The sequence below is a fragment of the Ruegeria sp. BH8 genome (genome assembly GCF_056538065.1).
Genome location: NZ_JBQFSP010000012.1, coordinates 33,648 through 59,487, shown reverse-complemented (window position 1 = coordinate 59,487; position 25,840 = coordinate 33,648). Strand labels below are relative to the sequence as shown.

26 protein-coding genes are annotated in these 25,840 nt (G+C 58.3%); 16 read left to right on the top strand and 10 right to left on the bottom strand.

The features are described 5' to 3' along the window. Nucleotides 1–28: 28 nt before the first annotated feature. Complete coding sequence (locus ACR0AD_RS17050) at nucleotides 29–1,543, bottom strand: DUF2125 domain-containing protein (protein WP_480488588.1); 1,515 nt, start codon at nucleotides 1,541–1,543, stop codon at nucleotides 29–31. 140 nt (nucleotides 1,544–1,683) lie between these two features. Between ACR0AD_RS17050 and ACR0AD_RS17045 the strand changes: the two genes are divergently transcribed. From ACR0AD_RS17045 to ACR0AD_RS17035, 3 genes are read left to right on the top strand one after another with little or no spacing between them, the layout of a single operon-like run. Beyond that, nucleotides 1,684–2,427 (top strand): SDR family oxidoreductase, encoded by a 744-nt coding sequence (locus ACR0AD_RS17045; RefSeq protein WP_480488590.1) that lies wholly within the window; start codon nucleotides 1,684–1,686, stop codon nucleotides 2,425–2,427. Further along, nucleotides 2,424–3,032 carry an enoyl-CoA hydratase/isomerase family protein gene (locus ACR0AD_RS17040; protein ID WP_480488592.1) on the top strand — a complete coding sequence of 203 codons (609 nt, stop codon included), beginning with the start codon at nucleotides 2,424–2,426 and terminating at the stop codon, nucleotides 3,030–3,032. The genes ACR0AD_RS17045 and ACR0AD_RS17040 overlap by 4 nt, the downstream gene beginning before the upstream one ends. Next, a complete protein-coding gene (locus ACR0AD_RS17035) occupies nucleotides 3,029–3,766 on the top strand; it encodes a VOC family protein (protein WP_480488594.1) in 738 nt (245 codons plus the stop codon). Before ACR0AD_RS17040 ends, ACR0AD_RS17035 begins: the two co-directional genes overlap by 4 nt. Here ACR0AD_RS17035 and ACR0AD_RS17030 read toward each other — a convergent pair whose 3' ends face one another. Beyond that, the gene (locus ACR0AD_RS17030) at nucleotides 3,767–4,063 is read right to left on the bottom strand and encodes an HNH endonuclease (protein ID WP_480488595.1); all 297 of its coding nucleotides are present in this window, start codon (nucleotides 4,061–4,063) and stop codon (nucleotides 3,767–3,769) included. It abuts the gene before it with no gap. 48 nt (nucleotides 4,064–4,111) lie between these two features. On the opposite strand from ACR0AD_RS17030, the gene ACR0AD_RS17025 reads away from it, so the two are divergent. Next, on the top strand, nucleotides 4,112–5,296 hold the full coding sequence (locus ACR0AD_RS17025) for a TIGR03862 family flavoprotein (RefSeq protein WP_480488597.1): 1,185 nt from the start codon (nucleotides 4,112–4,114) through the stop codon (nucleotides 5,294–5,296). Nucleotide 5,297: 1 nt separating this feature from the next. On the opposite strand, the gene holA is transcribed toward ACR0AD_RS17025, so the two are convergent. The 4 genes from holA to ACR0AD_RS17005 form a co-directional block, all read right to left on the bottom strand. Then, on the bottom strand, nucleotides 5,298–6,326 hold the full coding sequence (holA, locus tag ACR0AD_RS17020; protein WP_480488599.1) for a DNA polymerase III subunit delta: 1,029 nt from the start codon (nucleotides 6,324–6,326) through the stop codon (nucleotides 5,298–5,300). Next, nucleotides 6,323–6,814 (bottom strand): LPS assembly lipoprotein LptE, encoded by a 492-nt coding sequence (gene lptE / locus ACR0AD_RS17015; protein ID WP_267364334.1) that lies wholly within the window; start codon nucleotides 6,812–6,814, stop codon nucleotides 6,323–6,325. The genes holA and lptE overlap by 4 nt, the downstream gene beginning before the upstream one ends. Then, the gene (gene leuS / locus ACR0AD_RS17010) at nucleotides 6,801–9,338 is read right to left on the bottom strand and encodes a leucine--tRNA ligase (RefSeq protein WP_480488601.1); all 2,538 of its coding nucleotides are present in this window, start codon (nucleotides 9,336–9,338) and stop codon (nucleotides 6,801–6,803) included. The genes lptE and leuS overlap by 14 nt, the downstream gene beginning before the upstream one ends. Before the next feature lie 72 nt (nucleotides 9,339–9,410). After that, nucleotides 9,411–9,896 carry a DUF3576 domain-containing protein gene (locus ACR0AD_RS17005; protein WP_480484184.1) on the bottom strand — a complete coding sequence of 162 codons (486 nt, stop codon included), beginning with the start codon at nucleotides 9,894–9,896 and terminating at the stop codon, nucleotides 9,411–9,413. 281 nt (nucleotides 9,897–10,177) lie between these two features. Between ACR0AD_RS17005 and ACR0AD_RS17000 the strand changes: the two genes are divergently transcribed. Further along, entirely contained in the window at nucleotides 10,178–11,197 is a 1,020-nt protein-coding gene (locus ACR0AD_RS17000) for a porin (protein ID WP_480484112.1), read from the top strand. A 99-nt stretch (nucleotides 11,198–11,296) separates the two neighbouring features. Next, on the top strand, nucleotides 11,297–11,956 hold the full coding sequence (locus ACR0AD_RS16995) for a YggS family pyridoxal phosphate-dependent enzyme (RefSeq protein WP_480488603.1): 660 nt from the start codon (nucleotides 11,297–11,299) through the stop codon (nucleotides 11,954–11,956). Here the strand turns inward: ACR0AD_RS16995 and ACR0AD_RS16990 are convergent. Next, nucleotides 11,940–12,440, bottom strand: coding sequence for a L,D-transpeptidase family protein (locus ACR0AD_RS16990; protein ID WP_480488605.1), 501 nt, complete (start codon nucleotides 12,438–12,440; stop codon nucleotides 11,940–11,942). The two genes, ACR0AD_RS16995 and ACR0AD_RS16990, sit on opposite strands and share 17 nt — an antisense overlap. Further along, entirely contained in the window at nucleotides 12,437–13,528 is a 1,092-nt protein-coding gene (gene ribA / locus ACR0AD_RS16985; protein ID WP_480488607.1) for a GTP cyclohydrolase II, read from the bottom strand. Before ribA ends, ACR0AD_RS16990 begins: the two co-directional genes overlap by 4 nt. A 162-nt stretch (nucleotides 13,529–13,690) precedes the next feature. On the opposite strand from ribA, the gene ACR0AD_RS16980 reads away from it, so the two are divergent. The 6 genes from ACR0AD_RS16980 (at nucleotide 13,691) to ACR0AD_RS16955 (ending at nucleotide 17,711) form a co-directional block, all read left to right on the top strand. Then, on the top strand, nucleotides 13,691–14,377 hold the full coding sequence (locus tag ACR0AD_RS16980; protein WP_171724917.1) for a response regulator transcription factor: 687 nt from the start codon (nucleotides 13,691–13,693) through the stop codon (nucleotides 14,375–14,377). Nucleotides 14,378–14,615: 238 nt separating this feature from the next. Continuing rightward, entirely contained in the window at nucleotides 14,616–15,008 is a 393-nt protein-coding gene (locus ACR0AD_RS16975; protein ID WP_267364337.1) for a GFA family protein, read from the top strand. A 74-nt stretch (nucleotides 15,009–15,082) separates the two neighbouring features. After that, entirely contained in the window at nucleotides 15,083–15,871 is a 789-nt protein-coding gene (locus tag ACR0AD_RS16970) for an exodeoxyribonuclease III (RefSeq protein WP_480488609.1), read from the top strand. A gap of 75 nt (nucleotides 15,872–15,946) precedes the next feature. Then, entirely contained in the window at nucleotides 15,947–16,861 is a 915-nt protein-coding gene (trxA, locus tag ACR0AD_RS16965) for a thioredoxin (protein WP_267364326.1), read from the top strand. Between the two features lie 26 nt (nucleotides 16,862–16,887). Beyond that, complete coding sequence (locus ACR0AD_RS16960) at nucleotides 16,888–17,529, top strand: LON peptidase substrate-binding domain-containing protein (protein WP_480484107.1); 642 nt, start codon at nucleotides 16,888–16,890, stop codon at nucleotides 17,527–17,529. Then, the gene (locus tag ACR0AD_RS16955) at nucleotides 17,526–17,711 is read left to right on the top strand and encodes a Trm112 family protein (protein ID WP_209504973.1); all 186 of its coding nucleotides are present in this window, start codon (nucleotides 17,526–17,528) and stop codon (nucleotides 17,709–17,711) included. The genes ACR0AD_RS16960 and ACR0AD_RS16955 overlap by 4 nt, the downstream gene beginning before the upstream one ends. Here ACR0AD_RS16955 and ACR0AD_RS16950 read toward each other — a convergent pair. Next, a complete protein-coding gene (locus ACR0AD_RS16950; RefSeq protein ID WP_480488611.1) occupies nucleotides 17,708–18,970 on the bottom strand; it encodes an FAD-dependent monooxygenase in 1,263 nt (420 codons plus the stop codon). The genes ACR0AD_RS16955 and ACR0AD_RS16950 overlap by 4 nt on opposite strands. Nucleotides 18,971–19,021: 51 nt before the next feature. On the opposite strand from ACR0AD_RS16950, the gene ACR0AD_RS16945 reads away from it, so the two are divergent. The 4 genes from ACR0AD_RS16945 (at nucleotide 19,022) to ACR0AD_RS16930 (ending at nucleotide 25,215) form a co-directional block, all read left to right on the top strand. Further along, nucleotides 19,022–20,350: an amidase gene (locus tag ACR0AD_RS16945; protein WP_480488613.1), complete on the top strand. Its 1,329-nt coding sequence runs from the start codon at nucleotides 19,022–19,024 to the stop codon at nucleotides 20,348–20,350. Nucleotides 20,351–20,458: 108 nt separating this feature from the next. Beyond that, complete coding sequence (locus ACR0AD_RS16940; protein ID WP_480488615.1) at nucleotides 20,459–21,640, top strand: aminotransferase class I/II-fold pyridoxal phosphate-dependent enzyme; 1,182 nt, start codon at nucleotides 20,459–20,461, stop codon at nucleotides 21,638–21,640. Nucleotides 21,641–21,654: 14 nt separating this feature from the next. Further along, nucleotides 21,655–24,579 (top strand): DNA translocase FtsK, encoded by a 2,925-nt coding sequence (locus ACR0AD_RS16935; RefSeq protein WP_480488617.1) that lies wholly within the window; start codon nucleotides 21,655–21,657, stop codon nucleotides 24,577–24,579. Between the two features lie 39 nt (nucleotides 24,580–24,618). After that, nucleotides 24,619–25,215, top strand: a complete 597-nt coding sequence (locus tag ACR0AD_RS16930; protein WP_480488619.1) for a LolA family protein — start codon at nucleotides 24,619–24,621, stop codon at nucleotides 25,213–25,215. 15 nt (nucleotides 25,216–25,230) lie between these two features. Here the strand turns inward: ACR0AD_RS16930 and ACR0AD_RS16925 are convergent, their stop codons facing one another. Next, on the bottom strand, nucleotides 25,231–25,812 hold the full coding sequence (locus ACR0AD_RS16925) for a transglycosylase SLT domain-containing protein (protein WP_209504968.1): 582 nt from the start codon (nucleotides 25,810–25,812) through the stop codon (nucleotides 25,231–25,233). Nucleotides 25,813–25,840: the final 28 nt, after the last annotated feature.

Here is a 25,840-nt window from a genome sequence, read left to right as displayed (position 1 = left end):
CGCACTGCGCGGCCCTTTCAGATAGGTATCACTTGATACGCTGGCCATTCGCCAAAATCTGGCCGTCTTCGGTGAATTCGATGGTCGAGTTCAGGGTGTCAGGCTCATCGCCGGGGACCGCCATCAGACCCATCATCATCCGCGCGCCCAGCGCATCGTCATCCGAAATGAGGCCCATGCCGATCAGCGTATCGATCAGCTGATTGGCGCCAACAAGTTTCAGGTTCGCCACGCCGCTTGGGCTGGGCATTCCCCCAAACTCTTCTGTGTTCGAATTGTCGAAGGCGAAACCGCCATCACCTGTCAGTTTGGCACCAACCAACGAAACCAGAAGCTGGCTGATTTTCAGCGAATGCAGCTCACCCGGAGCTTCGTCCGACTCGACGTCGATTTCTGGATCGAAGATGTTCATCAGAACTTTTGCCGTGCCGGTCGTGTCCAGCGCAATTGTCGCCGGATCGCGGGGCAGCGCGCCTGCCGGGTCAAAAATGCCCCACAGGACATCAGACATGGTGAAATCGGTCATGTTGAGGCCAAATGCAAAGGGCTGTATTTCGTCCGATTGCTGGATCGGGAATTCGAAATTCAACCCTGCGCTGGCCATGGACAACTCGATCGGGAATGGCAGGTCTGCTGTTGTAACCGCCAGTTTGGTGCTGTTCTGCGCGATGTCATAGGCGATACGCTCGGCGTCGATGCTGGCGGCAAAGCGTCCACCTTCCGAGGTGCTGTTCATCGAGAACGCCTGGCCTTCGCTGGTCCCGCTCAGATCGGTGCTGCCGGATGCATAGGTAAACGTGCCATCAAAGGCGAAACCCGCTTGGTAAAACGCCTGCGGATCAGACATGTCAAAATCCAGCGGGATCACGTTTTCGCCTTCAAAGGCCAGTTGGCCCAGTTGGCCATTGATCAGCCCGCTTTCACCGTTTTCCGGATCCTGAAAGTTCAGGTCATAGGTCAGTGTATCGCTGTTGAATGTCTGGGTGATGCTTCGGTGTTCGCCGATTTGCATCCGCGACCGACCGGCCAGATCACCTGCCTCGACCGCGATGCTGAAAACCTCGTTCGGCAGCGGTTCGCCATCGACTTCAATCGAATCCAGCGCAATGCCCAGTTTGTCAGCGGTGTAGTCATAAGTCATGTCTTCGGGTGTACCCGAAACGACCATGTTCAGCTGGCTGTGCGAATAAATCACTTTGGCTGCAAACTCTTCATCGTCGGCTGTTCCCGTGACATCCATGGGAAAGCTTTCGGGCAGTCCGATGGTAACGGTTCCGTCACCATTTTCGGTCAGCGTCATTTCAGGCATGACCATCTGGAACTGCCCGTCTTCTTCCGGAAAGGTCAAAGAAAGTGTCATGTTCGAAATAGTGGTGACGTCACCGGTGATGCTTTCGTCACCTGTAACGGTGTAGCCCATTGAAGTGAAATAGCTTTGCCAGTCGGACCAGACATCATTTGCAGTAAGGTCGGCGAACGCGCCCTGGGTCGCAACGGCGTAAGCCAGAACAGCACCGCAGCTGCGGTGGAAGAAAACGGACATAAGGTAACCCTTCTTGATCAATTTGCGGCGCATGGTCGGGGTTGTGGCACCTATCGTCAAGGGGGCAAGGGCTGGACCATTTCCCCGTTTCCGCGTTACGGCTGTTGCCGGGATCGATAACAATGCGTGAGGAGAGGCGAATGCAGGGGAAAACAGTTCTGATAACCGGGGCCAGCCGTGGCATCGGGGCCGAAGCGGGGCGCGTTTTTGCCGCAGCCGGGGCCAATGTCGCATTAGTGGCCCGCAGCCGAGATCAGATTGATGCCTTGGCCGCTGAACTGGGTGATCAGGCAATCGCGCTGGCCTGCGATGTCAGCGATTTCGCGCAGGTCGAGCAGGCTGTGGCCACATGTGTGGATCGGTTCGGTGGGCTGGATGTTCTGATTGGCAATGCCGGTGTGATTGATCCGATCTTTCATCTTACCAACGCCGATCCTGAGGCCTGGAGCAAAGCCATCGACATCAACCTCAAAGGTGTTTTCTACGGGATGCGTGCGGCATTGCCGGTGATGCGGGCCGCCGGGGGCGGAAGCATTCTGACCGTCTCGTCCGGCGCGGCGTCCAACCCGGTTGAGGCGTGGAGCCATTATTGCGCGTCAAAGGCCGGGGCAAAAATGCTGACGGAATGCCTGCACCTGGAAGAAGCCCAACACGGTATTCGCGCCATGGGGCTGTCGCCGGGGACGGTTGCCACGGATATGCAGCGGTCCATCAAGGCAAGCGGCATCAATCCGGTCAGTCAACTGGACTGGGACGCGCATATTCCCGCAGACTGGCCAGCGCGTGCCTTGTTGTGGATGTGTTCCAAGGACGCGGATGAGTATTTGGGAACGGAAATCTCGCTGCGTCTGGAAGACATCCGAAAAAGGGTCGGGTTGATATGATTGACCTGACGAAAGAGGATGGCCTGTGGGTCGTTACGATCAACAATCCCGAAAAGGCAAACGCCCTGACCGGAGCGATGCTGAATGAACTGGTCGGGATCGCCGAGGCCGCAACCAGCGCGCGGGCGCTGATCCTGACGGGCGCGGGCAAAGTGTTCAGCGCGGGGGCCGATCTGGACGAGGCGCGCGCCGGTCTGGCCACCTCTGACGTCTGGGAAAGACTGTCCGGTGCCATCGCCGCATTGCCCTGTCTGACCATTGCCGCGTTGAACGGAACTTTGGCTGGCGGGGCCAATGGCATGGCTTTGGCCTGCGACCTTCGCATTGCGGTGCCAACAGCCAAGTTTTTCTATCCGGTGATGAAGCTGGGGTTCTTGCCGCAGCCGTCCGATCCGAAACGGCTGGCGGCATTGGTGGGTCCGGCCAGAACCAAGTTGATCCTGATGGCAGGTCAGAAGATTACCGCGCAAGAGGCGTATGACTTCGGTCTGGTTGATCGGATTGTCGAACCCGATCACCTGATGCAAACCGCGCGTGAGCTTGTGACAGATAGCGTGAACGCTGACCCCGTTGTCGCCAGGGATATCGCAAGGATGTGTTCATGAGGATTTCGGCCGTTCGGTTGCGGGTCGCTGACCCGGAAGGACTGGCCCTATTCTATCGCGACGTTCTGGGTATGCGGGTTGACCGGCAGGGGTCAGGTTACCGCGTCGGCTACAACTCGGAAGATGCGGACCTTCTGCTGTTGCCGGGTGGTGGCGGATACACCCATGACCGGGGCCAAAGATATTGGAAGATCGGAATAACCGTCCCTGATGTCGATCTTGCGGCAGCGCATCTGCGCGCGCTGGGTACTGCGGTAAGCACGCCGAGCCAGTTTCTGGATATCGGGTATATGTGCCATCTGGCTGATCCCGAAGGGTTTGTCATCGAATTGCTGCAGCATGATTTCGAAGGTAACAAACTGGCGCAGGTGGCATATCCAGATGCTCCGTTTGCGCAGGCCCGGATCGGTCAGATAACCCTTCGGACCGGTGATATTGCGGGTGAGGGCGCGTTTTGGCGCGCGCAAGGCATGTCCTTGCTGTCAATGCAGGAGGTGGCCCCACATGGCTTTGATCTGCATTTTTACGCCTTTACCGACGAAACCCCTCCAAACCCCGATTTGTGGGCCATCGAGAATCGCGAATGGTTGTGGAAGCGGCCGTATACGACATTGGAATTCCAGCATCTTGCGGGTGCGCAGTTTGCGCCCGTACCGGATTACCGGGGAATAGAAGTCGAGGGGTTGGCCGCACCTTTGAAAGACGCCTTTGGCGATCCGGTCCTGCCGGGCTGATCACCTGTTGCGTCGCTTGCCCGGAACTTTCGACCGAAATCCGGGTGGGCGTTTACGCACCCAGATCAGGAATTTCTCAAGCCTGGGATGCGCGCGCAAGGCTGCGACCGTGTTGTAACTGCGCGCCAGTTCGGCCTCGGTCAGGGTGGCATGGACCTCTTTGTGGCAAATCTGGTGCAGAAGAACGGTGGGTCCGCCCTTGCCTCCTTTGAGTTTTGGGATCAGATGATGCAGGCTGCCACCCCTGCTGGGGATTGGGCGGTCGCAGAGCGGGCAGATCGGATCGTTGTTCGTCATAATGGTTTGAAACTTGCGCCGATGGATGGCGAAGGCAAGAGGGTGCGAATGGTGCAGGCAGTGGTGATCGGAGCAGGCCCCGCAGGGTTGATGGCGGCCGAGCAACTGGCTGAGGCCGGGCATTCGGTATTGGTTGCCGAAGCCAAGCCTTCGGTTGCGCGCAAACTTCTGATGGCAGGTAAATCGGGGCTGAACCTGACAAAGGACGAACCGCCTGAGACACTGATGCGGTCGTATGCCAATGCGGCGGACTGGTTGCGCCCGATGATCACCGCCTTTGATGCGCAAGCCGTGCAGCACTGGGCGCGTGGATTGGGCCAGACATTATTCACGGGCTCCACCGGGCGGGTTTTTCCCGAGACCATGAAGGCGTCGCCCTTGTTGCGCGCATGGCTTGCGCGACTGGACGCAGCCGGGGTTGAGATCAAAACCCGTTGGCGATGGAAAGGTTGGGAAGCTGATGCGCTGGTATTTGAGACCCCGGACGGGCCGCAAAACCTGATTGCTTCTGTAACCGTTCTGGCACTGGGCGGGGCAAGCTGGGCCCGCCTTGGGTCGGATGGTCAGTGGGCGCAAATCTTGTCCAGCAGGGGCGTGGAACTGGCACGGTTCGAACCTGCGAATTCAGCCCTGTCGGTGGACTGGAGCCCTCATATGCAGCCACATTTCGGGGCGGCGCTGAAATCGGTTCGGTGGATGGCCGGTGACCAGGATAGCCGCGGCGAGGCCGCAATCTCGGCAACCGGGCTGGAGGGAGGCGGGCTTTACACCCTCACCCCTGCTTTGCGCAATGGGCAGCCACTTTATGTCGATCTGGCACCTGATCTGGACCTGCAATCCTTGCGGGCGAGATGGTCGTCCAGAAAGTCGAAAACCACGTTTTCGCAATGGATGAGAAAATCGTTGAACCTGTCACCGCAGAAGATTGCCGTGTTTCACGAGATGGCAAAACGCAGTCAGTTGCCGCTGCCCGGCGAAGTGGAGGTTCTCAAGAAACTGCCAATCCTGCACGCGGGGCTGCGACCGATGGATGAGGCCGTTTCGACGGCAGGCGGCGTGAAACGATCCGCGTTGGATGACGGGTTGATGCTGAAAACCATTCCGGGTGTATTCTGCGCAGGTGAGATGCTGGATTGGGAAGCGCCAACCGGGGGCTATCTTTTGACGGCCTGTCTTGCCACGGGTCGCTGGGCCGGTCGGGCCGCTGCCGATAGGCTGGATCAGGTCAGATAACTCAGCGCGACCGCGCAAGCATCGCCAGACGAATCATAGCACGCTCAACCAGAGCCATTGAGGGGGCTGTCTGTCCGGCGGATCGCAGGGAGAGGTCGGTATCCGTCAGAACGGTCAGCGCAGTTTGCAGCTTGGGCGCCCCCCAGCCCTGTGCCTGACGCAGAATACGGTCACGGCGTTTGCCGTAAACCGGCGGACGCAACTTACCGATACCCTGCGCAGCACCACCCGGATCCGAGGCGCAGGCATAAAGTGTGCGGAAATGCCGGGTTGCCCCAATACACAGGGTTACCCCGTTGGTGCCTTGTGCCTGCAACCGCCGGATCAGCGGCCCGATCTCACCGGCGCGGCCTTCGGCAACCACGTTCAGCACGTCGTCAAGCGCCGCCTCGGTCGAACGCGGGGCGCAGACTTCGAGGTCTTCCATGGTCAGCTCAGAGTTGTCACCGCGCTTGTAAAGCGACAGTTTCTCAACGGTTTGGGTGAAGTCACCGGGGCTGAGACTGTTGGCCAGTTCGCTAATAGCAGACATGACATCGTGGGGGATGTTTTTCAGATGCGCTTCGGTCAGAACCCGCTCGACCTCTGCGCGCGATGGCGGGTCGTCATAAATGCCTATCGCATAGGCCGCAGAATGCCCTTCGAACGCTTTGCGGATTTTCGAGTTTGGTTTCAGCTGACCAGCCGTCACGATGATCTGAGCGTCGCCGGGGACCCAATCTTCAAGCGCGGCCAGAATCGCAGGCGCGGCTGTTTCCGTGGCGTCTTCCACAAACACCGCGCGCGGGCCAGGGAAAAACCCAACCGCCTTGACCGCGTCCAGCAGCGACGCCGGATCGCCGCGCAAATCACCGCCCGGCAGGCGGGTCAGGCGCATTTCCTCTTCCGCACCGGGACCAAGCAGTGCGGCCAGAACCTGTTGCCGCTTAAGCGCCACCCGCATTGCATCCGCACCATAGATCAGCAGCCCGGTCTTGTCCGCATCCGGCTTGGCGAAATACCCGTCAGCCTCGCGCGGGCTCAACTTCATTTGGACAAGCCCGGCGTAGAATACAGGCGGTTCACGATATGCCCGGACAGGATTACCATCAGGCGTTCTTTCGCATCGCGTTCGTCAGCCAGCGTCGACACGGTAGAGCCCGAAGCAGAATAGCCCACAAAATCGGTTACGGTGCCGGACGCCGCGACTTGCCCGGTTTCGTTGGATTTCAACGCGTATTGCGCCCGTCCATCAATCGTGTACCGCGTTGTCTCGTTCGTCGTGGTTATGGCCGCGCCGCGGGTTTCGGTCGAGACCTGAACATCCAGAGTGTAATCGCTGACAGATCCCGCGCTGCGGCCCAGTTGGTGTTCAAGGTTTTGAACCAGAAGATAGCTTTCGACGGTATTTGGCGCAGATACCGCCACCCGACCGAACAAGGCTGAGCCTGACCCGCCCGGAGCATAAACCGGTTGGAAGCCGCAGGCAGCCAGTACCAGCGGCATCACAAGCAATGTTCTGCGATCAAACAACGACATTCACAATCCGGCCCGGAACAACGATCACTTTTTTCGGCGCGTTGCCATCCAGCGCCTTTTGGACAGCTTCGGTGCTGAGCGCGATATTTTCAACCTCGGCTTTGTCCATATCTTTCGGAACGCTGATTTCCGCGCGACGCTTGCCGTTGATCTGGATCGGCAGGGTGACGGTGTCATCAACCAGCATCGCCTCATCCGCGACGGGCCACGGGGCGACGGCCACAAGGCCCTCACCACCCTGATGCGCCCAGATATCTTCCGCCAGATGTGGTGTCATCGGTGACATCAACTGGGCCAGTGTTTTGATCGCTTGTTTCTGAGCCGCCGCACCGGCCTTGGATTTTGCCAGCGTATTAGTGAAAGCATAAAGCTTGGCTATGGCGGCGTTGAAACCAAAGCTTTCGACACCCAATGTCACGTCGCGGATGGTTTTGTGCATCTCGCGCAACAGGTCCTCATCGCCTTCGCCCGCTGCATTGGCCTCCATGGTACCGATCCTGTCACACAGATTCCAAACGCGATTCAGATGCTTATAGGCGGCTTCGGCTCCTGCCGCCGTCCATTCCACGTCTCTCTCGGGTGGCGAATCGGACAACACGAACCAGCGGGCCGTGTCGGCGCCAAAGGCCGAAATGATGCTGACTGGATCGACCACGTTTTTCTTGGATTTCGACATCTTGGCCGAAGGGATGATTTCGACCTCAGTACCATCGGCCAGTTTGCCGTCGGTCACATCCTCGGGCAGGTGATAGACCGGGCGGCCGTTGGCGTCGCGCGTCTGGTAGATCTCATGCGTCACCATGCCTTGTGTGAACAGCGCGTCGAACGGCTCGATGGCCTTTTGGGGCAAGTGACCGGTGAGGTTCATCGCCCGCGCGAAGAAGCGTGAATACAGCAGGTGCAGAATCGCGTGTTCAATGCCGCCGATATACTGGTCGACATTCATCCAGTATTCGGCCTCGTCCAGATCGGTGGGTGTTTCCGCACGCGGAGCGGTGAAACGGGCGAAATACCACGACGAATCGACGAAGGTATCCATCGTGTCGGTCTCGCGCTTGGCCGGTGCGCCACAAGACGGGCAGGCGCAATCGCGCCAGGTCGGGTGTCGATCCAGCGGGTTGCCGGGCTTGTCGAATGTCACATCGTCGGGCAGGCGGACCGGCAGGTTTTCTTTCTTCTCGGGCACCACACCGCAGCTTTCGCAATGCACGACGGGAATCGGACACCCCCAATAGCGCTGACGGCTGAGGCCCCAGTCGCGCAGACGGTATTTGGTGACACCCTCGCCCCAACCCGCTTTTTCAGCAAAATCGACGGTGGCGTTGATCGCCTCGTCACCTGTCGCCTCGATCAAACCTGCAAAATGGTTCACCCAGCGAACTTTCTCGGTTTTCGGCGGGACGAATGCAATTTTGTCGACCGGCGTGTCGTCATCCAGCGCAAAGAAGGTATCGACCACGGGCAGGCCGTACTTACGGCAGAAGTCGAGGTCGCGCTGGTCATGTGCAGGGCAGGCAAAGATTGCGCCAGTGCCGTAATCCATCAGGATGAAATTGGCGATCCAGACCGGCAGTTCCCAGCTCGGGTCCAGCGGGTGCTTGACCTTGATGCCTGTATCAAAGCCCAGCTTTTCGCCAGTTTCGATGGCTTCTTCCGTGGTGCCACCTTTGCGACATTCGGCCACAAATTCAGCCACTTCGGGGTTTTCGGCCTCAAGCTGTTTTGCGATCGGGTGATCGGGCGAGATGCCAACGAAAGATGCGCCCAGCAGCGTGTCGGGGCGGGTTGTATAAACGGTGATCGGCTCTCCGCCATCAGTGCGTTCAAAGCCGAATTGCAGACCGCGCGACTTGCCGATCCAGTTCTCCTGCATCAGGCGCACCTTGGCGGGCCAGTTGTCCAAAGTGTCCAGCGCGTCCAGCAATTCTTCGGAATAGTCCGAGATCTTGAAGAACCACTGGGTCAGTTCGCGCCGCTCTACCAATGCGCCCGAACGCCAGCCACGACCATTTTCAACCTGCTCGTTGGCCAGAACGGTCATATCGACCGGGTCCCAGTTCACCACAGCGTTTTTGCGATAGACCAGCCCGGCATCAAGCATATCGAGGAACAGCGCCTGTTGTTGGCCGTAATACTCGGGGTCGCAGGTCGCGAACTCACGTGACCAGTCGATGGACAGGCCAAGTGGTTTCATCTGATCGCGCATGTCTGCGATGTTGCTGTAGGTCCAGTCCTTCGGATGACCCCCGATAGCCATCGCGGCATTTTCCGCAGGCATCCCGAATGCATCCCAGCCCATCGGGTGCAGCACGTTGTGACCCGTCGCCAATTTGTGCCGCGCGATGACGTCACCCATCGTGTAGTTGCGCACATGCCCCATATGGATTCGGCCAGACGGGTAGGGAAACATCTCAAGCACATAGTATTTCGGCTTGTCCGCCTTGTGGTTGGCGGTGAAGATCCCGGCCTTGTCCCAGGCCTCTTGCCATTTTGCTTCGATTTCGGTGGCCGAGTAGCGCGACATTTTGCGGTCCTTCGTGAATGAAAACGCCGGGTAGGAACCCGGCGTGGTAATATTGTGATTTTCGGCGGGTTGCTAGAACTTGTTGTCCGCTATGCGTAGCTGTCGGGCGCGCGACAGAATCGCATCCTCGACTGCGCGGGATGTTGCCGCACTCACCGGGGCCCCTCCGCTCGATTGAAGCGCTACCGACAACGAGCGCGCGGCAAGCGCCGGATCGCTGATATGAACAGTAGCCCGGTAGGATCGGCCGCCGCCCGGAGGTGTGCCGTAACCCGTTACGATTACACCGGTAAACGGATCAACCTCCTGCACGGGCAGGAAGCTCAGTACATCCAGTGAAGCCGCCCACAGATACCGGTTTACGTTTGTGGTCTGCTCGGCGGTGCTGCGGTCAAAGATATCCCAGATAGTTGCCCGATCGGGGTCATTCAGCTCTTGTTCGTCCGAATTGCCGCCAGCGATGTTCGGGGAGTATGTTGTCGAAGCGTTTCGATTCTGCCCACATGCCGAAAGAGCAGCGGTCAGCAGGATCATTCCCAAAATCGTCGGCAGGCGCATTGCAAACAGGTCCTGTTTCACTTGTTCTACAGTATTCAGGGGATACTCCTAGCCAAGGACCCCCGCTGCAACAAGCCCATTCTTCTGAAATGTAAGTGTATCAGCTGCATCGGGGCGAAAACTGACTGTGGCATCCTTGCACCAATTTGACCTCAATGACGCCGACGTCTTTATGCCAAGCTTGCGCAAAGGGGGCAAAAAGAGCGAAACGGTGTCCGTGCTGAGACATGTGCCGAGGCATATGTCGAGTAGATAACTCTTTTGAAACCGAGGGAAACAAGATGAAAAAAGTTCTCTTCGCATCGACGGCGCTGATTGCGACCGCAGGCGTTGCAGCAGCTGAAGTTAACTTCAGCGGTTATGGCCGCTTTGGTATTGGTTACGTTGAAGATCGTAGCGGTACCGTTGTAAACGTCCAGACAACCGGTACCGCGCCAGGCGTTGGTACGGCTGTTGTTCAAACTGACGACGCGATCCTGGTTTCGCGCTTCCGTCTGAACATCGACGGTTCTGCAGAAACCGACGGTGGCGTTCGTTTCGAAGGCCGCGTTCGTCTGCAAGCTGACGAAAACAGCGGCAACGGCGAAGCAAACCGCGCTGGTCTGAACGGTGCACGCTTCTCGGTCATCTACGGTGGCCTGCGTGTTGACGCCGGTAACGTTGCAGGTGCCTTCGACAACCTGGCAAACTACTACGGCAACGAAGTTGGTCTTGAGCTGTTCGCTGGTCAGTACTCGGGTGTTAACTACAACTTCCTGGGCTACACTTCGACCGGTTCGGGTTCGAACGCCGTGTTCTTCCAGTACTCGGTTGGTGACTTCTCGTTTGGTGCATCGTACGACCAAGCGACTGTAGCTCTGAACGGCGTGCCTATGGACGCAGACCGTTGGGACATCAGCGCAACCTACACCTTCAACAACATCACAGCTGCTTTGGCCTACGGCCAGACCGACGCTGGTGTTGCTGGTGTAAGCGATCCGAGCCTGACCGTTCTGACCCTGGGTGGTGAATGGGGTGACTTCGGCGGTACTCTGTTTGTTGCAGACGACGCAACTCAGGTTGCAGCAACTGACGGCACCGCATGGGGTCTGTCGGCAACCTACAACGTTGGCGCTGCAACAACCCTGATCTTCGCTTACGGCGACGGTAACGCATCTGCTGATACTCAGCAGGTTGCTCTTGGCGCGATCTACGACCTGGGCGGCGGTGCATCGCTGCGCGGTGGTATCGGTGTCAACGACTGTGACAGCTGCACAGACTCGACCTTCGTTGCTGACTTCGGTGCTCAGTTCAACTTCTAAGCTGATCTGAACCGCAAGGTTTAAGGGCGGGTCTTCGGACTCGCCCTTTTCTTTTGTGCCGACTTGGTGTTTTTCTGCGCAAAACAGGATGAGGGTCCCATGTCGTTGCAAGACGTCACCGCACGTATCGCCAAAGCCGAAGCCAAGTCGAACCGACCGGCAGGTTCCGTCAAACTGATTGCTGTGTCCAAAGTGCAGCCGAATGACAGGGTGCAGGCAGTTCTAGAGCAAGGGCACAGATGTTTTGGCGAGAATCGCGTGCAGGAGGCGGCAAGCAAGTGGCCCGCTTTCAAAGAACAGTTCGAGGGTATTGATCTGCACCTCATTGGCCCGTTGCAGACCAACAAGGCCCGTCACGCAATGGAACTGTGCGACGCGATCCATTCGGTAGATCGACCCAAACTGGCCAAGACACTGGCGCGTTTGGCACAGGAAATGGGAAACTGCCCGAACCTGTTCATTCAGGTCAACACCGGCGAGGAAGACCAAAAGGCCGGTATCCTTCCTGTGGACGCGGACAGTTTCATTGCCGAGTGCAGGTCGTTGGATCTGCCCGTGCGTGGATTGATGTGCATTCCTCCGGTCGATGAGGAGCCTACTTTGCACTTTGCGCTATTGGCCAAAATCGCTGCACGTAACGGGCTTGATGGATTGTCTATGGGGATGAGTCACGATTTCGAACAGGCCATCGCTTTGGGCGCAACCCACGTCCGTGTTGGCTCGGCCATCTTTGGCGAACGGGTTAAACCTCAGGAATGATCAGCCATGATCCGGGGGCAATGCGCTGTGATATCCAGTGCAGATGGTCCCGGCGAAAGGCAACGCAGCCTTCGGTTGGATAGCCGGGTCTGCGCCATTGGTGCAGAAAAATTGCCGATCCCCTGCCCGGAACGGCGTTTGGCCAGTTCCAGTCGGTTAACAGAATCAGGTCGTATAAGGGGTCGGCGCGGCGCAACTTTTCATGGCTGAATGCATAGGGTGCGCTGACCATGTGGTTGTATCTGCTTTCAGACACGTCGTCAGACCACAAGTCCCGCGGGCCAATGGCGCGGGCCCATTTGCTGGGGGCGGCCATTCGGTCGGCCCGGTATAGCATGCCGACGATTCGATGATGTCCAGTTGGGGTCGCGCCATCGCCTTCGCGTTTTGCGTTGCTCAACCCGCCTTTGCCCACGGAACAGGGGAACACCCTGCCAAGAAACCGGATGCCTCGTGGAGTTAGAACAAGATCGTTTGGGGTCAAAGCAGATGCCCTGACTTCTTGGCCTTGGTCGCCAGGTATCCCCGGTTGTGAGAGGTTTCGCCAACCTTCAGAGGGACACGCTCGGTTACTGCGATACCTGTCCGTTCCATCATGGCGATTTTGGCCGGGTTGTTGGTCAGCAAGCGGACAGAGTTGAAACCCAGCGATTTCAATATGTCCGACCCAAGCCGAAAATCACGCTCATCATCCTCAAAACCCAGCCTGTGGTTCGCCTCAACGGTGTCAAAACCCTGATCCTGAAGGAAATAAGCGCGCATCTTGTTCGCCAGACCGATACCGCGCCCTTCCTGATTCAGATACAGAAGAACGCCTGCACCTTCTGCCCCCATCTGTGCCAGGGCACCGCGGAGTTGCGGGCCGCAGTCACATTTCAGGCTTCCCATCAGATCGCCGGTGAAACAGGCAGAATGCAATCGGGCCAGCACAGGCTTGTCGCGGTCCGGGCGACCGATCTCGACGGCATAGTGCTCTTCACCACCGTCTTCAGGTCGGAAGACGTGTAACCGACCGGCTTCGGACACCTCCATCGGAAGGCGGGCCGCGACGACTTCGTGCAAAGTACTGCGATCCGCCAGATGAGGCGTGGCGCGCGTGTGATCAATGCAGGTCAAACCGTGCAAAGCGGCAAATGCCCTGCCGTCCTCGACAGGTACCACGACCACAGCGGGAAGGATGCGCGCGGATTTGGCCAATGCTATTGCGATACGGTGCAGATTGGCATTGCCGTGCCGCTCGGTCATCAACGGGCCCTTCATGGGCGCGTTCAGATCGTCGGAAGGATCAGCAACCGCCTGTACCCACGCGATATCTGCATCCGCCGGGATCGAAACCCGCGCCAGATCCCCGTCGTACGCCCGCGCTTTCAGGGTTTCAGCGCGTCGCCCAGTTATGGCCACCACCGGATTCCCTAGTTTTTTCAGGTCGGCCAGACGCTGCGGGCTGAGCGTTTCGGCAGAAACCGCAAGCACGCTGAAGCCAATGTCATCGGTCAGCGCAACGGGAACGCCCATGCGCAGATCGGCCCGGGCCCGGGCGAGAAGTTCCGTGATATCGGGGATGAGACTCATCAATGTTACCCTATAACGCTCAATCTTTCTCCTAGCCCTTTCGAAAGGAAATGTGAAACATTTCCGCGAACTCTGACACGAAGGCGTGAAACGGTTGCAGCAAATCTTGTTGATTGCATATTCCACGCGCAAGTGATGGAAAAGCGTTTGGAGGACCGGGAAATGGCTCAACTCAAGAAAATCCTGCTGGTGGACGATGACGAGGACCTGCGCGAGGCGCTCAGCGAGCAACTTGTCATGACCGAAGACTTTGACGTGTTTGAGGCGTCAGACGGTCACTCTGCCATGGAGCGCGCGCGCGAAGCGATCTATGACCTGGTCATTCTTGATGTGGGTCTGCCGGATACCGACGGGCGCGAACTGTGCCGCCTCATGCGCAAACAGGGTGTCAAAAGCCCGATCCTGATGCTGACCGGTCATGACAGCGATGCCGATACGATCCTGGGCTTGGATGCCGGCGCGAATGACTATGTTTCGAAACCATTCAAGTTCCCGGTGCTTCTGGCACGTATCCGTGCGCAGCTTCGCCAGCATGAACAATCCGAGGACGCAGTATTTGTACTTGGCCCCTATACGTTCAAACCGGCGATGAAGATGCTGATCACGGAAGAGGACAGAAAAATCCGCCTGACCGAGAAGGAAACCAACATCCTCAAATTCCTGTACCGCTCGACCGACGGCGTGGTGGCGCGGGATGTGCTGCTTCACGAAGTTTGGGGATATAATGCTGGTGTTACAACGCACACGCTGGAAACCCACATCTACCGCCTGCGTCAGAAGATTGAGCCCGATCCGTCAAATGCGCGCCTTTTGGTCACAGAATCCGGTGGATATAGGCTGGTGTCTTAACTGGGTGTGGATTGACTTGGATCAAAGTGATACCCTGTACTCATAATTAGGTTACTCCCAACCCGCGCATGTCCGGGTTATGACATGCACCTCCCTGTTGGACTGCCGGGCCGAATGGCCCGGCTTTTTTCTTTTCCGAAGGACGAAATCATGTGCCGCCTGTACCGTCACAGGCGTTGCGAAACCCTGAATGTTCCTGTAATGTTCTATTTCTCGCGAAAGGTTGGAGGAGCGCGTGATGATTGAAGGAAGCTGTTTGTGCGGGGCGGTGAAGTTTAACCTGAAGTCTCAACCATCCGTGATGGGAACCTGCCACTGCTCAAGATGCAGAAAAGCCGGGGCCAGCACAGTCGTATTTGTCAACAAAGAAGACTTGGTGTGGGTTCGGGGCAGGGAAAACGTAACGCTGCACCAGCCCGATCCGCCCTACAAATACGGCAGGTGTTTCTGCACGAAATGCGGGACATCTTTGGGCGAAATCATTTCAGAAGCAGATAGTTTTCCAATCGCAGCAAATGCACTGGATACCGGGTTAGAGCAGAAAGTTCAGTTTCACGAATTTGTTTCGGAAAAACCGGACTGGTACGAGATTTGCGATGATGCCCCCCAAAATGAAAGCCACCCGTCCTAGATTTTCTTTTCTGATGGTACCCCATCCCCCACCGCGTTAACCTCCGCCCAACCGCGACAGAGGATTCCCTGACCATGCCCTTCACCCTTGCCACCTGGAACATCAACTCGGTCCGACTGCGCGAACCAATCGTGCTGAAACTGTTGGAAGAAGAGGCGCCGGATGTTCTGTGTTTGCAGGAATGCAAGTCTCCGGTTGAAAAGATTCCGACCGAAGGGTTCGCGGCGCTGGGCTATACCCACATGATTGCCCGTGGCCAGAAAGGATATAATGGCGTCGCCATCCTGTCCCGCCTGCCGATAGAAGAGGTGGGCGACAAGGATTTCGCTGATCTCGGCCACGCGCGCCACATAGCCGGGCGGCTGGAGAATGGTGTCACGATCCACAACTTCTATGTCCCCGCGGGCGGTGATGTGCCGGATCGTGAAGTGAATGAGAAATTTGGCCAAAAGCTCGACTATCTGACGGACATGCGCGATTGGTTCCACGCGGAAAAGCCGGGAAAATCCATCCTCGTCGGCGATCTGAACATTGCCCCGCGTGAGGATGACGTCTGGTCGCACAAACAATTGCTCAAGGTCGTCTCGCACACTCCGATCGAAGTGGAACAACTGGCCGAGACCCAGGACGCAGGTGGTTGGGTCGATATCACCCGGCAGGATATTCCCGAAGGGCAGCTTTTCAGCTGGTGGTCCTACCGGGCCCGCGACTGGGATGCGGCAGACAAGGGGCGGCGGCTGGATCATGTCTGGGCCACGCCCGATATTTCGAATGCGGGCCATTCCAGTCGCATTCTGCGGGATGCGCGTGGGTGGGAAAAGCCCAGCGATCATGCGCCGGTCTTTGCGACTTTCGACATTTGAACTGAAACTCTGCCCTTGGTTTCTGCGACAAGCGATTGCATATAGGGCGCAAGTTCGAACGAAAGAGTGATTGCCATGGACATCCTGAACGGCGCAGCCGCCCCAGCCACCGATCTGATCAAGGACGGGACCGAGGCCACTTTCATGGTCGATGTGATCGAAGCCTCGCAGGAAACGCCTGTTATCGTTGACTTCTGGGCACCCTGGTGCGGCCCGTGCAAGACGCTGGGCCCAATGCTGGAAGACGCGGTTACCGCCGCCAAAGGCGCGGTGAAGATGGTCAAGATCAACGTGGACGAGGCACAGATGATCGCCTCGCAGATGCGCATCCAGTCGATTCCAACGGTCTACGCGTTTTTTAAAGGGCAACCCGTGGACGGTTTTCAGGGCGCGCTGCCGGGGTCCGAGATCAAGGCTTTCGTGGATCGCGTGATCGAGGCGTCAGGTGGGGAAAGCCCGGGCGGCCAATTGGATGACGCCGTAGTTGCCGCCGAAGAAATGCTGAGCGACGGCGCCGCGGCAGATGCTGCGCAGACTTTTGCCGCCATTCTTGGCGAAGACCCGAACCACGCGGCAGCATATGGCGGGCTGGTGCGGGCACATATCGCCACTGGCGATCTGGAACATGCCGAGGCCATCCTGAACGGTGCACCCGCCGAAATATCCAACTCGGCCGAGGTCGAGGCTGCGCATGCGCAATTGCAGCTGGCCAAGCAGGCGGCTGATGCAGGTCCGGTGGCGGATCTGACAGCGGCCGTTGATGCTGATCCCGATAATCTTCAGGCCCGGTTTGACCTGGCGCAGGCCTTGCACGCGAACGGCGAAGTGGAAGAAGCCGTGGCGCAATTGCTGGAATTGTTCCGCCGGGATCGTGAGTGGGATGACGGGGCCGCCAAGACCCAGCTTTTCACGATCTTTGACGCGCTCAAGCCCAATGACCCGATCGTTCTGAATGGTCGCCGCAAACTCAGCTCGATGATATTTGCCTAATTTCTGATCAGAGCTAGAATTGGGACATGATGCATCCCGCCGATCTGCCGGACACCGTATCCGTTTTCCCCTTGCCCGGGGCGCTGTTGTTGCCCCGCTCGCGCTTGCCGCTTCACATCTTCGAGCCCCGCTATTTGCAGATGCTGGACGATGCGCTCAAGACCAAGGAACGGCTGATTGCGATGGTCCAGCCAAATCCTTCGGCCCATGATGAGAACAAACTGCACCGCATCGGATGCGTCGGACGTGTGACCCAGTTTTCCGAAACGGAAGATGGTCGTTATCTGATCACGCTGACCGGTGTGTCCCGGTTCCGCGTGGTGTCAGAGTTGGACGCTTTCACGCCATACCGGCGATGCGAAGTCTCGTGGGACGGCTTTGACAGGGATCTGGGCAAGGCCGAAAACGACGACAGATTCAACCGCACCAAGTTCCTGGCTTTGCTGGAACGCTTCTTTTCGTCCCGGCAATTGTCCACCGATTGGGATTCGCTGAAAGATGCCGAGGATGAATTGCTGGTGAACTCGCTGTCCATGTTGTTGGACTTCGATCCGGAAGATAAACAGGCCCTGTTAGAGGCCCCTTGCCTGCGCACACGGCGCGAGACGCTGATGACATTGATAGAATTCGCAATGCGAGGCGGATCGAATGAGGAAAAACTGCAATGACTGACCCTGAACACGCCTTTGATCGCCGCATGCTCGAAGCTCTTGTCTGCCCGCAGACGCAAACGACCCTGCGCTATGACGCCGAAAGGCAGGAACTTGTGTCACAGGCCGCAGGTCTGGCATTTCCCATCCGCAACGGCATTCCGGTCATGCTGGTCGACGAGGCACGGCAGCTGGACTAAATTGGCTGCCCTTGCAGCAGCTTGGGCAAATCTCCGGTCAAACCGGCGGCTTCGCGGACGAAACCGCGCCGCAACCCCGGCAGTGCGCCGACAATTCCCATACCAACGTCTCGCCCAATGCGCAGCAACGGGTTGTCGTTCGAGAACAGTTTGTTGAAAACATCCGTTGCCATCGCAAGAGCAGCGGTGTCGAACCTGCGCCATTCCTGATAGCGTTCCAGCACCATAAGCGACCCGATGTCTTCGCCGCGCCGCCCTGCCAAGGTCAGAACCTCTGCCAGCGCGCCGACATCACGCAGACCGGCGTTAAGGCCCTGACCGGCAATCGGGTGCATCCCGTGGGCGGCATCCCCGACCAGTGCCAGACGATCAGCGACAAAGGAATTGGCGATGGTCAGGTTCAAAGGATAGGTGAAACGATCACCAGCCAGGTGGATGTCACCGAGGAAATCGCCAAACCGCGGGCGTAGCACTTGCAGATACTCATCCTCAGGCAGGGCGTTGATCTGTTGCGCGGCCTTGGTGCGTTCGCTCCATACAATGGAACTGCGATTGCCGGTCAGCGGCAGAATCGCCAAGGGGCCTGGCGGCATAAAGAACTGATGGGCAATGCCGTTATGCGGCAGCTCGTGTTCAATGGCGCAGACCAGTGCGGTCTGGCCATACTCCCAACCTGTGCGCTTGATACCTGCGCGGCGCGCGGTGCCGCTGTGGCGGCCGTCACACCCAACCAGCAGGCTGCTGTTCACAGTCGAACCATCGTCCAGCGTCACGGTCACTCCAGTGGTGTCGGCTTGTTGCGACACAACAGTCTTGCCACTCAGCTGAGTGATGCGGGGCTCATCAGCCATAGCGTCCAGAAAGGCGCGGCGCAGGTGACGGTCTTCGACCATATACCCCATCGGGCCTTCTTCTATTTCGGCGTGGTCGAAATGCATGAAAAACGGTGACGGGCCTGTACCGGCGTGGCCGTCCGTGACCTTGATCTCCAGCATCGGTTGGGCGTGTTCCGCAACGCGGTCCCAGACACCGATGGCAGCCAGCAAGCGCTGTGACGCCAAGGCCAGCGCATAGGCTCGCCCGTCGAACGCCGCATTCTTGCGGATCTTCTCTTCCAGCGCATCAATCACTGTGACCGAATGTCCGGTTTGTGCCAGAGCCAATGCCAAAGCCGGGCCGTTCAACCCGCCGCCCACGATCAGAATGTCAGATGCCTGTGTCATGCCCTGCAATATGCGCGCCCTTTCGGGATTGTCCATGTGCAGTCCTGTCGCTACCGTTCTTTCAAGCCAAAAAGCAGGAGGGGCGGGATGCAGGATTGGTTGACCATGACGGCGTGTGATTTGGGCCGTGGCATCGGGATGGGCCAGATCGATCCGGTTGAATTGACAGAAACTTACCTGTCCGCAATAGACGCCCATCCGCACCGCGACCGCATCTATGCCCGTGTCACCCATGACCGCGCCCGCGCCGAGGCTGAAGACGCGCAGCAACGCGCGAAAATGGGATTGCGGCGATCGTTGCTGGATGGGGTTCCGATCAGCTGGAAAGACCTGTTCGACACCGCTGGTACCGCGACCGAGGCCGGGTCGGCGCTTCTGAAAGACCGTGTGCCGGATGCGGATGCGCTTGTGGTACGCAACGCAACCCAGATGGGAACGGTCTGTCTGGGTAAGACGCATATGAGCGAGCTGGCCTTTTCCGGCCTTGGATTGAACCCGATCACCGAAACGCCCCCTTGTATCCATGATGAAACGGCGGTGCCGGGTGGGTCTTCATCTGGCGCGGGTGCGTCGGTTGCCTGGGGGCTGGCGGCCTGCGGGATCGGTTCCGATACCGGCGGTTCGGTGCGAATTCCAGCGGCATGGAATGATCTGGTGGGGTTGAAAACCACGGCCGGGCGGCTGAGCCTTGAAGGTGTGGTGCCGCTCTGCCTGCGGTTTGACACTGTTGGGCCACTGACTCGATCTGTTGAAGATGCAGCACATATGCTGGCCCTGTTGGAAGGCGGGGCACCTGCGGACCTGAGGGGTGCTTCGCTGAAAGGCCGTCGCTTTGCCGATTTGCAGAATATTGCCAAGGACGACCTGCGCGATGCACCGCGACAAGCTTATGACGAGGCCATCGAGAAACTTGCAGATGCAGGCGCTGAGATTGTTCCCTTGGACGTGCCCGAACTGAACGAGGCGATGCCACTGTCCAGCGTCGTCTACACGACCGAGGCCTACGGGTTGTGGCGCGATGTGATCGAGGCCAACCCAGAGGCAATGTATCCCGAAATCCTGGAACGGTTCCGCATTGGTATGGGATATTCCGGCCCCGATTATGTCGCGGCCTGGGCCAAGCTCAAGGCGTGCCGCAGTGCCTGGGATGCGGCAACTGCCGGGTTCGATGCGGTTCTGGCACCCACAGCACCGATTTTGCCGCCCAATCTGGACCGGTTGATGACCGATCACGACTATTACGTGACAGAAAACCTGCTGGCCCTTCGCAATACGCGGATCGGCAACCTGATGGGGCTTGCGGCGCTGACCCTGCCCACCGGAACGCCCGGTTGCGGGCTGATGATGATGGGGTATCCGAACTCGGAAGAGGCCCTGTTGCGGTTGGGGTCAGCGGCAGAATCGGCATTGGCCTGAATGCCACAATCCACTGATTCGGAACCTCTTTGTCTGGACGAAGAGGTATGCGGACTGTAATCTGCCAAAAAAACGGGGCGCAAATGACCCCGATATTGAGGCAGTAACATGGATTTTCCCGAGCGGTTTTCGAACCTACCGGAATATGCATTCCCGCGTTTGCGCGCCCTGTTGGATCACCATCAACCGGGTGGTGACGTCGTTCATATGACGATTGGCGCGCCCACGCATGATTTTCCGGCCTGGGTGACGGATGTCATCATGGAAAACGCGGCCGGGTTTCAGGGCTATCCGCCGAACGAAGGCTCGGAAGACCTGCGCGGTGCAATCTCGGGCTGGATCAAGCGGCGCTATGGGGTCGAAATGGACCCTGACGCCAACGTCATGGCGCTGAACGGCACACGTGAGGGGCTGTATAATGCGGCCATGGCACTGTGCCCGGAACAAAAGAACGGCAAACAACCGATCATCCTGTGCCCGAACCCGTTTTATCAGGTCTACATGGTCGCGTCGATTTCTGTGGGTGCGCAACCCTATTTTGTCCCTGCAACCGCCGCGACGGGTCATCTGCCGGATTATTCCGGCCTGCCCGAAGATGTGCTGAACCGAACAGCGGTGGCTTATATCTGTTCCCCGGCCAACCCGCAGGGCGCGGTTGCGTCGCGCGACTATTGGGCTGACCTGATCCGTCTGGCCGAGGCATATGATTTCCGCATCTTCGCCGACGAATGCTATTCCGAGATTTACCGTAACCAAGCCCCGACGGGGGCTCTGACCGTCGCGCAGGAACTGGGGGCCGATCCCGAACGGATCACGCTGTTTAATTCCCTGTCCAAACGCTCGAATCTGGCCGGTTTGCGCTCGGGCCTGATTGCAGGTGGACCAAAGTCCATCAGCCAGGTGAAAAAGCTGCGCACCTATGCCGGATCCCCACTGCCTTTGCCCTTGCAAGCCGCCGCCGCGCGCGTCTGGGCGGATGAGACACATGTCGAGCAAAACCGCGCGCTCTATCAGGAGAAATACGCCATTGCCGATAAGGTGTTTGCGGGCGTGCAAGGTTACATGTCGCCAGTGGCCGGGTTCTTTCTGTGGTTGCCGGTCGAGAACGGCGAGGACGCAGCATTGAAGGTTTGGAAGGATACCGGGGTTCGGGTTCTTCCGGGCGCATATCTTTCACAAGGTGATCCGGGAAATAACCCGGGCGAAAGCTTTATCCGGGTTGCATTGGTAGCCCCAAAAACAGAGTTGCAGCGTGGTTTGATCACACTCCGCGACTGCATCTATACGTGAGGTACGAGGGCAAAATGGCATCATATAACGCGCGAAACCGCGACCCATTGCTGGACAGCACAACACAGGCAGCCCTGGAGCGACGCAGTAAGGAACTGATCGGTATCGCGCTGATCCTGTTGGGCTTGGCCGCGGCTGCGATGATCTGGTCCTATACGCCCGATGATCCTAATTGGATGGTTTCGACCGACGCGCCGGTGCAAAACTGGATGGGACGGGTCGGCGCGTCTATTGCAGCCCCCTTGTTCATGATCGTGGGCTGGGGAAGCTGGGGCATCGCGCTTGTTGTGGTTGGATGGGGGCTGCGTTTTGCTGGCCATTTCGGTGAAGACCGGGCCATTGCCCGCCTGATCTTTGCCCCGATCTGGATCGCTGTAGCCTCGGTCTATGCCGCTACCCTTGTTCCCGGTGCCGAGTGGCGTGCAACGCATAGCTACGGTTTGGGCGGTTTGTTCGGCGACACGGTCATGGGCGCGTTGCTGACGCTGGTGCCGATCTCTTCGCATTTTCTGGTCAAACTGATGTCGCTGGCCATGGCCGTCGGGATGACCACGCTGGGTGTTTTTGTGCTGGGCTTCACCAAGGCCGACGTGAAACGCGGCTTCCGCGCCTTCCTACTGGGTCTTGTTATGTCTTATGACATGCTGATGACGCTGATGGGGCGTGGTGCGGCCTCGGCCGCGCAAGCCGCGCGGGATCGCCGAGCACAGTGGGAAGAACGCAAGCTTGCCCGCGCTGAAGCGGCTGAGGCGATGTTTGACGACGAACTGGTCTATGCCGATCCTGTTTTTGAAGAACCTGAATTGGGACGTCCTGAACCTCCGGTCAAATCAGGCCTGTTGGCGCGAATGCCGTCACTTATCCGGCGCCCCGATCCAATGCCCGAGCCTGAGTTGGTGGATCCTGAACCGATCGCCGGCTTTGACGACATGCCCGGAGAAGATCGCATCCGCTCCAAAATCTCGGCCGCCGTGCGAAATCGCAAGGTTGCCGTGGGCGAAATGACACCCGAGCCGGATCCCGACCTGCCGCTGACCAAGGGTCGTGGACGCCGTCCCGATCCACTGATCCTGAACCAGCATCCCTCGTCCGAACTGCCACCCGAACCGCCGATGACGGCGTATGGTCTGCGCCCCGAGCCGCAGGTGTCCGCTGGTGACACTCCAGAGGCGCAAGAGCCTGCTTTGATGGGTTATGAGGCCGGGACAGAACAGTACGACTACGCGTCCGAGTTGGATATCGATGATGAGTCGGTTTTCGAGGATGTCACCGACGCCGCGCCGCAACCGCGTCAGGCGATGAAGATCCCCGTGGCTGAACCGCGCAAGCCTGTGGTGGCGCAGCCCGTGCGCCGGACACCGTTGCCGTCTCGTCGTGCGCAGGCCGAAGCGCAACCAGCATTGTCCTTCGAGGAACGGCACTCTGACTTCGAACTTCCGCCTCTGGGCTTGTTGTCCAACCCCGCCAGTATCCAGCGCCATCACCTGAGCGATGAGGCCTTGGAAGAAAACGCACGGATGTTGGAAAACGTTCTGGACGATTACGGCGTCAAGGGTGAGATCGTCAGCGTACGCCCCGGTCCGGTCGTGACCATGTACGAGCTGGAGCCCGCCCCGGGCCTGAAAGCCAGCCGTGTGATCGGTCTGGCGGACGATATTGCGCGTTCGATGTCGGCGCTGTCGGCGCGGGTTTCGACCCTACCGGGCCGCTCGGTGATCGGGATCGAACTGCCGAACGAAAACCGCGAGATGGTGGTTCTGCGGGAAATCCTGGCCAGCCGCGATTTTGGCGATGGCAATCAGGCGCTGCCGCTGGCGCTGGGCAAAGATATCGGCGGTGAATCCGTTGTGGCGAACCTGGCCAAGATGCCTCACCTGTTGATTGCCGGGACCACGGGTTCGGGTAAATCGGTGGCGATCAACACGATGATCCTGTCGCTGCTCTACAAGCTGACGCCGGATGAATGCCGCCTGATCATGATCGACCCCAAGATGCTGGAACTGTCGGTTTACGATGGCATCCCGCATCTGCTGTCACCCGTTGTGACCGATCCAAAGAAGGCGGTTGTCGCCCTGAAATGGGTCGTGGGCGAAATGGAAGACCGCTATCGCAAGATGTCCAAGATGGGTGTGCGCAACATCGCGGGCTACAACGGCCGGGTGAAAGATGCGCTGGCCAAGGGCGAGTTGTTCAGCCGCACGGTGCAGACCGGGTTTGACGATGAAACCGGTGAACCAACGTTCGAGACGGAACAATTCGCGCCCGAAGCGATGCCCTATATCGTCGTCATCGTCGATGAGATGGCCGATCTGATGATGGTCGCGGGCAAGGAAATCGAAGCCTGTATCCAGCGTCTGGCGCAAATGGCACGGGCCTCGGGCATTCACCTGATCATGGCCACGCAGCGCCCCTCGGTTGACGTGATTACCGGCACGATCAAGGCCAACTTCCCTACGCGGATTTCGTTCCAAGTGACGTCGAAAGTCGACAGCCGCACCATTCTGGGCGAGATGGGCGCCGAACAACTGCTGGGGCAGGGCGACATGCTTTACATGGCCGGTGGCGCCAAAATCACCCGTTGCCACGGACCGTTTGTGTCGGATGAAGAGGTAGAGGAGATCGTCAACCACCTCAAACAATACGGTCCGCCCGATTACGTGGGCAGCGTTCTGGATGGCCCGGCCGAGGACAAGGTCGACAACATTGACGCCGTTCTGGGGCTGAATACTGGCGGCAACACGAACGGAGAGGACGCGCTGTACGATCAGGCGGTGGCAATTGTGATCAAGGATCGCAAATGCTCGACCTCTTATATTCAGCGAAAACTCGCCATCGGGTACAACAAGGCGGCGCGTCTTGTTGAGCAAATGGAAGACGAAGGTGTTGTTTCGTCAGCAAATCATGTCGGGAAACGCGAAATCCTCGTTCCCGAGCAATAGGATATTTAATAACAAGGGCAGACAGCCTATCTGTACAGCATGAAACAGATTGCTTTTGCCCTTGCTTTGACACTGGCCGCACCCGCCGCATGGGCGGCGGAAAAACTGCCGCTTTCGCAGATTTCCAATTACCTGAACGGATTGAAAACGGTTCAGACAACGTTCACGCAGGTGAACGATGATGGCTCGTTGAGCACCGGACAGCTGTGGATGCAGCGCCCGGGCAAGATGCGGTTCGAATATGACCCGCCCAACAGCGCTGTGGTGCTGGCGCGATCAGGCAGTGTTCAGATCTTCGATCCGAAATCGAACCAGCCACCCGAGCAATACCCGCTGAAGCGCACGCCTCTATCCATTGTGCTGGCACGCAACGTGAATCTTGATCAGGCCAATATGGTTGTCGGCCACAGCTTTGACGGCACGGCCACAGTGGTCACCGCGCAAGACCCCAAGAACCCTGAAGCAGGCCGGATTGAACTGATGTTCACCGATAATCCGGTTGAGCTGCGCAAATGGGTGATCCATGACAACGCCGGCAGCCAGACCACCGTTCTTTTGGGTGCGTTGACCGTAAGCAATGGTCTTGATCAGGGTCTTTTCTCGAACAAGGAAAGACGCGGGTCAGTCAATCGCTGACCCGCTTTTTGCTGGTCAATACCGGCAGTTCGCCAACTGTGCCTGATACAGTTGCGCGCGCGCGTCCACGTCATTGGCCACGCTCAACAACCACGACTTGCTGTTGTGGGTGCCGCGAGCGTACCCCGTGTGACCTTCGTGATAGGCCAAGTATTGATTGCGTGTGTCGCCGGGGTGGATGCCGTTGCGCTCATAGCTTTTGTTCATATACCAGCCGATGAAGTCCGAGGCATCGCGGATGCGATCCCGCTTGGCCCGGCGCTTGCCGGTTTCGCGCTGATATTGATCCCAGGTGCCGTCCAGTGCCTGGCTGAACCCATAGGCGCTGCTTTGCCGCCCCATCGGGATCACGCCCAGCACGTAACGGTGCGGGGTACGCGCGTCGTGGCGATATCGGCTTTCCTGATAAATCGTGGCCATCTGAACGTGAACCGGAACACCCCATTTCTGCTCGGTGCTTTTGAAAGCCTTGATAAAATCCGGTCGTTCGTGCGCAATGCTGCACGCGTCGTTCAGCTTGCTGGGCGGTTGTTTTGACCCGCCGCCACAGGATGCCAAAAGCAGCACCCCGAAGAGTACGATAAGAATTCTGCTCATGTGCCTCATGCCTTTTTTGTTTATTCTA

Coding starts and splice junctions, on each gene's coding strand:
- ACR0AD_RS17050 (WP_480488588.1), bottom strand. CDS start 1,543: ATGTCCGTTTTCTTCCACCGCAGCTGCGGTGCTGTTCTGGCTTACGCC.
- ACR0AD_RS17045 (WP_480488590.1), top strand. CDS start 1,684: ATGCAGGGGAAAACAGTTCTGATAACCGGGGCCAGCCGTGGCATCGGG.
- ACR0AD_RS17040 (WP_480488592.1), top strand. CDS start 2,424: ATGATTGACCTGACGAAAGAGGATGGCCTGTGGGTCGTTACGATCAAC.
- ACR0AD_RS17035 (WP_480488594.1), top strand. CDS start 3,029: ATGAGGATTTCGGCCGTTCGGTTGCGGGTCGCTGACCCGGAAGGACTG.
- ACR0AD_RS17030 (WP_480488595.1), bottom strand. CDS start 4,063: ATGACGAACAACGATCCGATCTGCCCGCTCTGCGACCGCCCAATCCCC.
- ACR0AD_RS17025 (WP_480488597.1), top strand. CDS start 4,112: ATGGTGCAGGCAGTGGTGATCGGAGCAGGCCCCGCAGGGTTGATGGCG.
- holA (WP_480488599.1), bottom strand. CDS start 6,326: ATGAAGTTGAGCCCGCGCGAGGCTGACGGGTATTTCGCCAAGCCGGAT.
- lptE (WP_267364334.1), bottom strand. CDS start 6,814: ATGTCGTTGTTTGATCGCAGAACATTGCTTGTGATGCCGCTGGTACTG.
- leuS (WP_480488601.1), bottom strand. CDS start 9,338: ATGTCGCGCTACTCGGCCACCGAAATCGAAGCAAAATGGCAAGAGGCC.
- ACR0AD_RS17005 (WP_480484184.1), bottom strand. CDS start 9,896: ATGCGCCTGCCGACGATTTTGGGAATGATCCTGCTGACCGCTGCTCTT.
- ACR0AD_RS17000 (WP_480484112.1), top strand. CDS start 10,178: ATGAAAAAAGTTCTCTTCGCATCGACGGCGCTGATTGCGACCGCAGGC.
- ACR0AD_RS16995 (WP_480488603.1), top strand. CDS start 11,297: ATGTCGTTGCAAGACGTCACCGCACGTATCGCCAAAGCCGAAGCCAAG.
- ribA (WP_480488607.1), bottom strand. CDS start 13,528: ATGAGTCTCATCCCCGATATCACGGAACTTCTCGCCCGGGCCCGGGCC.
- ACR0AD_RS16980 (WP_171724917.1), top strand. CDS start 13,691: ATGGCTCAACTCAAGAAAATCCTGCTGGTGGACGATGACGAGGACCTG.
- ACR0AD_RS16975 (WP_267364337.1), top strand. CDS start 14,616: ATGATTGAAGGAAGCTGTTTGTGCGGGGCGGTGAAGTTTAACCTGAAG.
- ACR0AD_RS16970 (WP_480488609.1), top strand. CDS start 15,083: ATGCCCTTCACCCTTGCCACCTGGAACATCAACTCGGTCCGACTGCGC.
- trxA (WP_267364326.1), top strand. CDS start 15,947: ATGGACATCCTGAACGGCGCAGCCGCCCCAGCCACCGATCTGATCAAG.
- ACR0AD_RS16960 (WP_480484107.1), top strand. CDS start 16,888: ATGATGCATCCCGCCGATCTGCCGGACACCGTATCCGTTTTCCCCTTG.
- ACR0AD_RS16955 (WP_209504973.1), top strand. CDS start 17,526: ATGACTGACCCTGAACACGCCTTTGATCGCCGCATGCTCGAAGCTCTT.
- ACR0AD_RS16950 (WP_480488611.1), bottom strand. CDS start 18,970: ATGGACAATCCCGAAAGGGCGCGCATATTGCAGGGCATGACACAGGCA.
- ACR0AD_RS16945 (WP_480488613.1), top strand. CDS start 19,022: ATGCAGGATTGGTTGACCATGACGGCGTGTGATTTGGGCCGTGGCATC.
- ACR0AD_RS16940 (WP_480488615.1), top strand. CDS start 20,459: ATGGATTTTCCCGAGCGGTTTTCGAACCTACCGGAATATGCATTCCCG.
- ACR0AD_RS16935 (WP_480488617.1), top strand. CDS start 21,655: ATGGCATCATATAACGCGCGAAACCGCGACCCATTGCTGGACAGCACA.
- ACR0AD_RS16930 (WP_480488619.1), top strand. CDS start 24,619: ATGAAACAGATTGCTTTTGCCCTTGCTTTGACACTGGCCGCACCCGCC.
- ACR0AD_RS16925 (WP_209504968.1), bottom strand. CDS start 25,812: ATGAGCAGAATTCTTATCGTACTCTTCGGGGTGCTGCTTTTGGCATCC.